This window comes from Staphylococcus sp. HMSC068G11 (genome assembly GCF_001815825.1).
Taxonomy (GTDB): domain Bacteria; phylum Bacillota; class Bacilli; order Staphylococcales; family Staphylococcaceae; genus Staphylococcus; species Staphylococcus epidermidis.
The window spans coordinates 14,040-24,133 of the sequence record NZ_KV822095.1; the positions used below are offsets into that span (position 1 = coordinate 14,040).

Below are 10,094 nucleotides of genomic sequence, written 5' to 3' on the forward strand. Positions count from 1 at the left end.
TATCTTTTTCTTAATTGTTTCACGTTATAGTCATTATTACTCAATTGATATTTCGCAGAATAACTAGGAACATTAGGATTGTAAGATATCTCTCCATCTTTATAATCTTTTAAGTTTTTAAAATTGCCATATTGCACAAAAAATTTGAAGTTCTCAATTTCTTTTTTTAACTTATCGTCTTGTATAGGCTTCGTTGGAATAATTTGATTATGTTTCATTACGACAGGATATTTTTTATCTTTATTATGCGCATAGCCATTTTTGTCTTCTGTTATCTCACTAATTAAAAAGTATCCTTTTGTTGTTCTAGTATTACGATTTATACGTAGAATTATTCCTCTGGATTCCATATTCTTTCCTTTTGGTTCAATGACCATTTTAGAATGAACTATCCAAGTTCCTTTATCTCCTTTATCAAACTCTTCATCACGATAGCCCTCTTTATCATAAAAGTCTTCTAGATTTTTAGTTGGATACACGTCTAACATTTTATTAAAGTTTTGTTTGATTTCCGTTTCTTTGCTATCTTCTTTATTTATAAAACCACATCCTCCAATAAAAATCGTTAAAATTAAGAAACTTACAAATACTATTATTTTGCTTGAATGTTTCATATTTTCACATCTTTCTATTTATCATAAATTGGTAAACATTATATAAATCAACTTCTTAAACATCTACATATTACCAAACAATGAATATATAATACATTTAAGATGGAATTAAAATTTTATTTTACTTTCATAATTAATAAATAAACAAAATCATTTTCCTTAACTGAAACGAAAGAACGACAAATTCCATACTATTACATTGGAATTTGTCGTTCTTTTATTTATTAGAAGCATATATTTTACAGACTTCTAAATTAATTGTTACAACAATTGTTATTATCCTGCTGTTCTTTTTCATTCTTCTCTTTTTTTTCTTCAATTTCCACAGAACAACATGATTGATCCTGAGGTTTCATTTTATTTAATACATCTTTGATTCCCATCAACTCACCCCCTTTAAATAATGATGTTCACAATCAAACCTGTAGAAATAGCTACAACTAAAATGGCGATAACAAACGATACTACAAACTCTTTTTTGAATAATTTAGATAATAATACTACTTCTGGAATACTTGCACCGGCACCACCTATTATTAATGAGACAACCGTTCCCAAGGACATTCCTTTTGAAGCTAATGCTCCGGCTATAGGTAACATAGTTTCAGGTCTAATATACATAGGAATACCTACTACTGATGCAATGAGTACGGATATACTACTATCTCCACTTGCATATTTAGTGATAAACGTTTCAGGTACAAATCCATATATAAAAGCACCAATAAACACACCAATAAATAAATAAGGAAGCATTGGATATAAGAATGCCCAAGCATCATTTAATGCATGTTTAACACGAGATCCAGTTTTATTAGCAAAAAACCCATCTCCTTTAACGTTTACACCTTTGTAAGTTTTAGCTAAATTCATTTTTGAAAATACTAGACCCGTTAAAATACTAAAAATCGCTAGTACAACAAAGTAAATAACAGCAACTTTCCAACTTAGTAAACTCCATAACATAAATATCATTAATGGATTCATTAATGGCGATGCAATCAAGAAACTCACTGCAGGACCAAATGGAACTTTAGAATTTAATAAACCTGCAAGTATAGGAATTGTTGAACAAGAGCAAAAAGGTGTAATCGAACCAAATATCATTCCCAAAATATAATTAATAACTTGATTAGGTTTACTTAAAAATTGTTTTATTTTCTCTTCTGAAACTATTTGCTGGATTATACTTACAATAAAACTCACTACTATGAATAGTACTAATAATTCAAAAAATAGCATTAAAAATGTCTTTATGAATTCTATACTTGAATCTAACATTAATATAATTCCTCCAAATTTAATTAATCAACTTTTTTTGATTAATATATCAAAAAATATTGATTAATATTATATTAAAAAAGATACTTAAAGTATCTTACAACAAGTATCTTCATTTAAAACAACCTGTATTTGTTGCTCATTAATTTTATAATAATTCCATGTGCCATGCTTTTCAGCAATAAGAACATTTGCATCTACTAATTTTTTTAAATGATAAGAAAGTTTAGATTGTTTTATATCTAATAATTCTTCTAAATCACACACACATAATGATTTATTAGAGCTTTGGCTAATTTGATTTAGTATTTTTAATCTGATTTTATCGGCAAGTGCATTAAACATCTTTTCATAAAAGTCCAACTGTTGATCTTCACTCATATCAGTCTTTGTTTTAATAACTTCCATAAAAGACCATCCTTTTTATAATATTTCATTGAGTTTATATTATCTTTATTTCAATTCTTGAATTGTTTGTTGTCATTTTTTGTTGATTCGCCATACTGAGTAATATTACCTTTAAAGAACTCCTTCTACATATAATATTGTAGCTTCTTTTAAATTGATTTCTCTTGATAGGATAACAAGATTTAAATAACTAACAAAGTAACCAAAAGTTAAAGTACTTGCATGATTTACTCGTAATCAATCACACTTTCTTATTGTCAATTTAGTTTTATATCATTTAATACATCAATTTTTCTTGATGTATTAAATATAAATCACTATATATATTATCGCAAGAAAAAAACCTATAATTTTACATAAACTTAGGTATTTCTCACAGAAATATTAAAATAATTTCTTCATAAATTGTATTATTAAGAATTAAATTTATCAAAATTTTTAAACTCAACCATAAACATAGACATTAATCTATATAGATGTTAGTCTATAATCGTAAATTAATTAATGAGGTGAGTATAATGTTAAATATTGAAATATACGAAGAAGCTATGTGCTGTTCTACTGGGGTATGTGGTCCAGAACCGGATGAAACACTAATAAAAGCGAACCAAATCAATGAATATTTAAAGCAAAATCAAATAGAAGTTCAACGTTATAATATGAATAATAATCCGAATGAATTTATTCAAAATAAAGAAGTTATTCGTTTAATTCAAGACAAAGGTGATGAAGTTTTACCAATCACTTTTATAGAAGGCAATATAGCTAAAACGGGCGCTTATATTACCCAAGAAGAAGCCGATGAAATTATTACGGTTAATCAAATGAGAAATGGAGGATGCTGTGGTGGAGATGGATGCTGTTAAGTACTTAAATAAATTGAATTTAGATAACATTGAGTTAACAAAATATTTGTTTTTTACTGGTAAAGGTGGCGTAGGCAAAACGACGATATCAAGTTTTATTGCTTTAAACTTAGCAGAGAATGGAAAGAAAGTAGCTTTAGTAAGTACTGATCCAGCTAGTAATTTACAAGATGTATTTCAAATGGAACTATCTAATAAATTAACTAAATATCAACCTATACCTAATCTCTCTATAGCCAATTTTGACCCGATTGTTGCTGCAGACGATTATAAAGCACAATCTATAGAACCTTATGAGGGTATTCTACCAGAAGATGTGCTTGCTGAGATGAAAGAACAGTTAAGTGGCTCGTGTACAGTTGAAGTAGCAGCATTTAATGAATTTACAAATTTTTTATCCGATAAAACTTTAGAACAAGAATTTGATTTCATTATATTTGATACAGCTCCAACAGGTCACACCTTGAGAATGCTTGAATTACCTTCTGCATGGACAGATTATTTAAATACAACAAGTAATGACGCTTCTTGCTTAGGTCAATTATCAGGTTTAAATGAAAATAGAGTTAAATATAATTCAGCACTTGAAAAACTACGTAACCAAGATGATACGACCATGATGTTAGTTGCGAGACCTAGTCACTCTTCTATATATGAAATTCAAAGAGCGCAACAAGAATTACAACAACTGTCAATTTCTAGATTCAAAGTAATCATTAACAACTATATAGAAGAAAGTCACGGTTTAATTTCGAGTCAGATGAAATCGGAACAAGATAAAAACATTAATCATTTTATTGAATGGTTAAATAACAATCATGCTTATTACGTTCCATATAAAAAGCAGAAAGAAGAAGGTATAGAAAGTTTAACTAATCTATTAAATGATGATAACTTAATTGAAAATGATGACTTTATTGTTGAAGATCATCCGCAATTCAATAAATTAATAGATGAAATTGAAAATAGTAAAGTTCAATATTTATTTACAATGGGAAAAGGTGGCGTTGGTAAAACGACAGTAGCAACGCAATTAGCTACAGCATTATCTAATAAAGGATATCGTGTTCTTTTAGCAACTACTGACCCTACTAAAGAAATTAATGTTGAAACTACAAGTAATTTAAATACTGCTTATATTGATGAAGAACAAGCATTAGAAAAGTATAAAAAAGAAGTACTAGCCACAGTGAATGATGATACACCACAAGACGATATTGATTATATTATGGAAGATTTAAAATCACCTTGTACAGAAGAAATAGCATTTTTCAAAGCCTTTAGTGACATTATGGAGAATCAAGACGACATGGATTACGTAATTGTAGATACAGCTCCTACAGGCCATACCTTGCTATTACTTGATTCTAGTGAAAATCATCATAGAGAATTAAAGAAAAAATCAACTCAAACTACCAGTAATGTTGAAACATTATTACCCAAAATTCAAAATAAAAATTTAACACAGATGATAATCGTAACATTAGCAGAAAAAACACCTTATTTAGAATCTAAACGTTTAGTAGAAGATTTAAATAGAGCTAATATAGGCCATAATTGGTGGGTTGTTAATCAATCGTTAGTTACGCTAAATCAACGTGATGACCTTTTTAATAACAAAAAAGAAGATGAATCATTTTGGATAAACAAGATTAAAAATGAAAGTCTTGATAATTACTTTGTCATACCTTATCGAGTATTAGAATATTGATATTATTGATTATAATGAGAACTATATGATAAGTAGAGTCTATTTTAAACCAGTTAATAATTTAGGAGTTAAGCAAGTATGTAATTTATCAAATGACAATAAAAATTATTAACGATATAAAAGATTCCAAGTAGAAAGGGAGAAAAAAATTGAATTATAGTGAAATATCGCAATACTTGAAAGTGATGGCTGATAGTAGCCGTCTTGAGATATTAGATTTGTTATCTTGCGGTGAATTATGCGCTTGTGATTTATTACAGCATTTTTCTTTTTCTCAACCCACATTAAGTCATCATATGAAAGTATTAAAAGACAATAATTTAATTACATCTAGAAAGGATGGTAATAAAAATTTATATAAATTGAATCATGCTGTATTAGATGACATTACATCACGACTCACTCTATTGAGTTCCAGTACTGTCCCATGTATATGTGAAACTGTAGAGAAAGGTGAATGTTAACAATGACAATATTAGCAATCACAATTTTTATATTAACGTTAATTTTTGTTATATGGCAACCTAAAGGTCTAGATATTGGTATTACTGCATTAATTGGTGCTGTAGTTGCTATAATCACTGGCGTTGTAAGCTTTTCAGATGTACTAGAAGTTACTGGAATTGTTTGGAATGCGACCTTAACTTTTGTTGCAGTTATTCTCATTTCACTCATATTAGATGAAATTGGGTTCTTTGAATGGTCTGCTATACATATGGTGAGAGCATCAAAGGGTAATGGCTTGAAAATGTTTGTTTACATTATGTTGTTAGGCGCTATTGTAGCAGCTTTCTTTGCGAACGATGGTGCGGCTTTAATACTGACGCCTATTGTTTTAGCAATGGTACGTAGTTTAGGATTTGATAAAAAAGCGGTATTCCCATTTATTATTGCTAGTGGTTTTATTGCAGATACTACATCTCTTCCATTAATTGTTAGTAATTTAGTTAATATTGTTTCTGCTGATTACTTTGATATTGGATTTGTTGAGTACTTCAGTAAAATGATTATACCTAATATATTCTCTTTAATCGCAAGTATTCTTGTCTTATGGCTTTATTTTAGAAAGTCTATCCCAAGAAAATTTGATGCAGTAAATATTAGGGAGCCAAAAGAAGCGATTAAGGACAAAAAGCTTTTTAATATCTCGTGGATTGTACTCACTGTATTGCTAGTTGGTTATTTAATAAGCGAGTTTATAAATATTCCAGTATCAATTATTGCTGGTATCATTGCTTTAATATTTGTATTATTAGCACGTAAATCTAAGGCTGTTCATACGAAACAAGTAATTAAAGGTGCACCATGGAATATTGTTTTATTCTCTATTGGTATGTATCTTGTGGTATTTGGTCTAAAAAATGTGGGGATTACAACGCTTCTTGGTGATGTACTAACAAATATTTCAAGTTACGGCTTATTTAGTAGTATCATGGGCATGGGCTTTATATCCGCATTCCTTTCATCTATTATGAACAACATGCCAACTGTTTTAATAGATGCAATAGCGATTGGTCAATCTCAAACAACAAGCATACTCAAGGAAGGCATGATTTATGCGAATGTTATCGGATCTGATTTAGGACCTAAAATCACACCAATTGGTTCATTAGCAACACTTCTCTGGTTACATGTGCTTACCCAAAAAGGTGTTAAAATTTCTTGGGGAACATACTTTAAAATCGGTATTATTATAACGATTCCGGTATTATTTATCACACTGTTAGGGTTATATCTCACACTTATTATATTTTAAAAAAGAGGTGTCAATGATGACAAAGAAAATAATTTATTTTATATGTACAGGTAATTCATGCCGTAGCCAAATGGCTGAAGGATGGGGTAAGAACATCTTAGATGATGAATGGCAAGTATATTCTGGCGGTATTGAGGCACACGGTGTCAATCCAAAGGCAATTGAAGCGATGAAAGAAGTTGGAATTGATATATCAAACCATACTTCTAATTTAATTGATGAAACAATATTACACCAATCCGATTTAGTAGTAACTCTATGTAGTGATGCTGATCAAAACTGTCCTGTATTACCGCCTAATGTAAAGAAGGAACATTGGGGATTTGACGATCCTGCTGGCAAACCTTGGTCAGAATTCCAGCGTGTTAGAGATGAAATTGGAAAAAGAATACAAGAATTCAAAGAAGCGCTCGTTTAATGTGAGCGTTTCTTTATATTTAAATCATACATTTTATTAATAATGATTTCATTTCTATATCTTTGATATAGTAGTATGCCATTTTCTCATCCTTGTAAAAATTCAGCACCTCTCTTTTATACAGGGCTCTCAAATGATGTGATGTTGAAGCTATACTCAAACCTAATGTTATAGTTATAGATAAGTCGCAAACACATAATTCTTTCTCTTTAATTAGATCTAATATAATTTTCAGCTTATTCTCACCACTTATCTTCAATAATAATAAATAAGCCCAATGCTATGTAAATAACAGCCATAATCCAACGACTGAATTTCTCAACAATTTCACTAATAAGGAGAACCTTATAAAAACCCTCCTCATATTTGTCTTACAGGCCATATTATTACATTAATGTTACAATGTTCCAATAACATTACATAAATAAATTTAATTTTACCAATTATCTCACTTTTAAATTTACTTGTGCCATATAAAAAGAAATACAGGAAAGAGTTTTTTTATTTATTAATTGCAATACTATTAATAGTCCAGAAATGCATGAAGTCATGTATCCATTCAATGCTAAAGAGAGACAGAGGTGGGTTTTTAAATAAATATTAGCTATAGACCATGAATCAATACAATCAGATTAGTGCACAATTGCTTGAAATCACAACATTTTTTATCATTTATAAAAGGTTTAATACGTCATTTCACAGCCAACGAAAATGAAGAAATTATTGATAAGATATTTCAGAGTCTTATCAATGATGATAGGATCTCAACTACTTTAATTACTAATACATCATTTCTACGTTTATTGCACAATTCTAATAATTTTTATAAAAAAAGAGCGAAAAACACTTTATTTCCGCTCTTATCAATATCATTAAATTTTTCTTTACTAGTCTATTCAAATTTTGCATTAATAAATTTAACTGAAACTGCACCTAAAAGCATCATGATTCCTGCAAGCAGTAGCATCGCAGGCATTGAACTTCCCAATAATGGATACAGTCCAAAACTGACTATAGACGCTACAATTTGTGGTAGACAAATACTTGTATTAAATAAACCTAAATATGCCCCAGAATTTTCTCCATCGATTGCCTCAGTTAATAATGTAAATGGTTGTGTATTCATCGTTAAATTATTAATACCAATCAATACAAATGAAAAAATGAGTAACCATTGATTATGGATAAAGAATATTGAAATAAGACCTATTCCACCGAAAACCAATCCAAAGCTATACCAAAATTTTCTTTGGGATGGTTTAGATCTTGCAATGACAAAACCAAAAATAACTGAACTCAAAAATTGTATACAGTATAATACGCCATACCAATTTCCCGCTGCTTGATATCCGGCTGAAGAGGGGTCTGTCACATTCCAAACATTTTTTGCTATTGCACCTGTTGAATATGTCCAAAGATACATCAATGCAAACCAGTTAAAAAATTGAACTACACTAATTTGCCAAAATTGTTTAGGGGCTTTTTTTAATAACTGTAATAAGTTTAATTTATTATTTCTATTGTTCTCATTGATTCCATGATAATAATTATACGTTTTAGGCTCATATTCCCTAACAGAGATAACTGTCCATATAGAAGCAATTAATAATACTGCTGCAGCAATATAATAAGCTAATTTTACAGTCATTGGTACTTCACCTTTAGGTGCTACATTACTCATTCCCAACATTGTTAATAAAAATGGTAATACCGTAGCAATAATACCACCTAAATTTGAAAAAATTTGTTGCCAAGACCATGCCATATCTCTTTGTTTTTCGTTTACCATATCCCCAATAATCATTTTGTATGGTTGCATACATGCATTTGAAGTCAAATCCATAAGTAAAGTCATCACCGCACCAAAGGATAAAGCCATGAGTGAAGCATATCCAAAATTAAATGAGCCTGCATTAGGTAATAAGACTAATACGATGGCTCCAATTGGACCAGCTATTAACAAATACGGCATACGACGTCCAAATCTGGTCCAAGTTCTGTCAGAGTAGTATCCAATAAGGGGTTGAACAATCATTCCTACTAAAGGTGGCAAAATAAAAAACCATCCTAAATTATTAGGATTAGCTCCTAACGTTTGGAATATTCTCCCCATCATTGCTGATTGAAGTGCAAAAGCCATATTTACACCAAAGAAACCAAAAGTAATTGAAAAAATAACTGCTTTTTTTAAATAAGGTAGTGTAATATCTTGTTCTAACTTATTTTCCTTATGTGTTCTATCTGTATCGTTCATTTCTATCTCTCCCATTTATTACTCGATATAGTTAATTAATTCAATGATTAACTACCTATAGCAAACAACAATTCATTGGAACCGTTTTCAATAATAATTTTAACACTCCACAATTTTTAAGCAAGCTTTGATACCTTTTTTCAATAAATTTTATTTTTTACTTGAATTTATCGACATCAACATTTTAAAGCAATCGAAGATGAAGAAATTCTTGAGTAAGCTATTTCAGTGTTTTTAAAGAGTGATACAGATACGACTTTTTTCAAGATATCATTAATCATTACTTACCTAAATGAAATGATATAGTATTGTTGAGAAATGTTTGGTATACGTGAGTTTAAATTCAAATAATAAAAAATCACCTGGAACAAAGCGTAATATTGCTGTAGTTGTTATGATAATTTCTATAATCATTTCACCAGTGCGACCATGACAAATTTTAATGTTAATGGACAATTGAAGAATAGACAAAATAGACTGAGTAGACAGTGGACAATTAGTGGATATATTCTTGCTTAAAGAAGTTGGGAAAAGGATTATAAAAAGGACTAAGCGACTCATTACGATCACTTAGTCCTTTTAGTAGTTAATAACCAAGGGTAGCAATAAATGATTAAAAACTAATAATTACTTTAACTTTTTGTTTTCAATAATCTTTAAATGGCTTTATATATTCTCAAAATTATTTTGCTAATTTAAAAAATACCAAATGCAATCACAATAATACTTGTGATGCGCTAGGAATCAAGATATCAACTCCAGATGTCTATAAGATTCAGATGTGTT

At 29.5% G+C, this 10,094-nt stretch carries 10 protein-coding genes and 3 pseudogenes; 5 read left to right on the forward strand and 8 right to left on the reverse strand.

All coding sequences use genetic code 11. The annotated features are described in order from the left end of the window. The 5 genes and pseudogenes from HMPREF3058_RS08035 to HMPREF3058_RS12445 all read right to left on the reverse strand — a co-directional run. The coding region (locus HMPREF3058_RS08035; RefSeq protein ID WP_070731308.1) for a tandem-type lipoprotein at window positions 1-614 on the reverse strand (614 nt) is incomplete at its 3' end. A gap of 254 nt (window positions 615-868) precedes the next feature. Beyond that, window positions 869-997, reverse strand: a complete 129-nt coding sequence (locus tag HMPREF3058_RS12440) for a hypothetical protein (protein WP_002447564.1) — start codon at window positions 995-997, stop codon at window positions 869-871. A gap of 13 nt (window positions 998-1,010) precedes the next feature. Then, window positions 1,011-1,895: a permease gene (locus HMPREF3058_RS08045; RefSeq protein WP_070731310.1), complete on the reverse strand. Its 885-nt coding sequence runs from the start codon at window positions 1,893-1,895 to the stop codon at window positions 1,011-1,013. Window positions 1,896-1,982: 87 nt separating this feature from the next. Then, window positions 1,983-2,303, reverse strand: a complete 321-nt coding sequence (locus tag HMPREF3058_RS08050) for an ArsR/SmtB family transcription factor (protein ID WP_002474934.1) — start codon at window positions 2,301-2,303, stop codon at window positions 1,983-1,985. Between the two features lie 50 nt (window positions 2,304-2,353). Further along, a pseudogene (locus HMPREF3058_RS12445) lies at window positions 2,354-2,540 on the reverse strand (hypothetical protein); the annotation flags it as partial. A 281-nt stretch (window positions 2,541-2,821) separates the two neighbouring features. Between HMPREF3058_RS12445 and arsD the strand changes: the two are divergent. The 5 genes from arsD (at window position 2,822) to arsC (ending at window position 7,054) form a co-directional block, all read left to right on the forward strand. Next, the gene (arsD, locus tag HMPREF3058_RS08055; protein ID WP_046044530.1) at window positions 2,822-3,169 is read left to right on the forward strand and encodes an arsenite efflux transporter metallochaperone ArsD; all 348 of its coding nucleotides are present in this window, start codon (window positions 2,822-2,824) and stop codon (window positions 3,167-3,169) included. Beyond that, on the forward strand, window positions 3,156-4,880 hold the full coding sequence (gene arsA, locus HMPREF3058_RS08060) for an arsenical pump-driving ATPase (protein ID WP_176745826.1): 1,725 nt from the start codon (window positions 3,156-3,158) through the stop codon (window positions 4,878-4,880). The genes arsD and arsA overlap by 14 nt, the downstream gene beginning before the upstream one ends. A gap of 149 nt (window positions 4,881-5,029) precedes the next feature. After that, complete coding sequence (locus HMPREF3058_RS08065; RefSeq protein WP_002437624.1) at window positions 5,030-5,344, forward strand: ArsR/SmtB family transcription factor; 315 nt, start codon at window positions 5,030-5,032, stop codon at window positions 5,342-5,344. 2 nt (window positions 5,345-5,346) lie between these two features. Next, window positions 5,347-6,636 carry an arsenite efflux transporter membrane subunit ArsB gene (arsB, locus tag HMPREF3058_RS08070; protein ID WP_070731342.1) on the forward strand — a complete coding sequence of 430 codons (1,290 nt, stop codon included), beginning with the start codon at window positions 5,347-5,349 and terminating at the stop codon, window positions 6,634-6,636. A 16-nt stretch (window positions 6,637-6,652) separates the two neighbouring features. After that, window positions 6,653-7,054, forward strand: a complete 402-nt coding sequence (arsC, locus tag HMPREF3058_RS08075; RefSeq protein ID WP_070731314.1) for an arsenate reductase (thioredoxin) — start codon at window positions 6,653-6,655, stop codon at window positions 7,052-7,054. 19 nt (window positions 7,055-7,073) lie between these two features. Here arsC and HMPREF3058_RS11935 read toward each other — a convergent pair. The 3 genes and pseudogenes from HMPREF3058_RS11935 to HMPREF3058_RS08080 all read right to left on the reverse strand — a co-directional run. Then, window positions 7,074-7,319, reverse strand: a pseudogene (locus HMPREF3058_RS11935) (ArsR/SmtB family transcription factor); the annotation flags it as partial. Beyond that, window positions 7,297-7,389: pseudogene (locus HMPREF3058_RS11940) on the reverse strand (cadmium resistance transporter); the annotation flags it as partial. The pseudogenes HMPREF3058_RS11935 and HMPREF3058_RS11940, both read right to left, overlap by 23 nt. 557 nt (window positions 7,390-7,946) lie before the next feature. Next, complete coding sequence (locus tag HMPREF3058_RS08080) at window positions 7,947-9,308, reverse strand: SLC45 family MFS transporter (RefSeq protein ID WP_049366262.1); 1,362 nt, start codon at window positions 9,306-9,308, stop codon at window positions 7,947-7,949. Window positions 9,309-10,094 lie beyond the last annotated feature (786 nt).

What these genes read in the sequence shown, in the direction of transcription:
- arsA (WP_176745826.1), top strand. Translation starts at nt 3,156, where the DNA reads ATGGATGCTGTTAAGTACTTAAATAAATTGAATTTAGATAACATTGAG.
- arsD (WP_046044530.1), top strand. Translation starts at nt 2,822, where the DNA reads ATGTTAAATATTGAAATATACGAAGAAGCTATGTGCTGTTCTACTGGG.
- HMPREF3058_RS08080 (WP_049366262.1), bottom strand. Translation starts at nt 9,308, where the DNA reads ATGAACGATACAGATAGAACACATAAGGAAAATAAGTTAGAACAAGAT.
- HMPREF3058_RS08050 (WP_002474934.1), bottom strand. Translation starts at nt 2,303, where the DNA reads ATGGAAGTTATTAAAACAAAGACTGATATGAGTGAAGATCAACAGTTG.
- HMPREF3058_RS08045 (WP_070731310.1), bottom strand. Translation starts at nt 1,895, where the DNA reads ATGTTAGATTCAAGTATAGAATTCATAAAGACATTTTTAATGCTATTT.
- HMPREF3058_RS12440 (WP_002447564.1), bottom strand. Translation starts at nt 997, where the DNA reads ATGGGAATCAAAGATGTATTAAATAAAATGAAACCTCAGGATCAATCA.
- arsC (WP_070731314.1), top strand. Translation starts at nt 6,653, where the DNA reads ATGACAAAGAAAATAATTTATTTTATATGTACAGGTAATTCATGCCGT.
- arsB (WP_070731342.1), top strand. Translation starts at nt 5,347, where the DNA reads ATGACAATATTAGCAATCACAATTTTTATATTAACGTTAATTTTTGTT.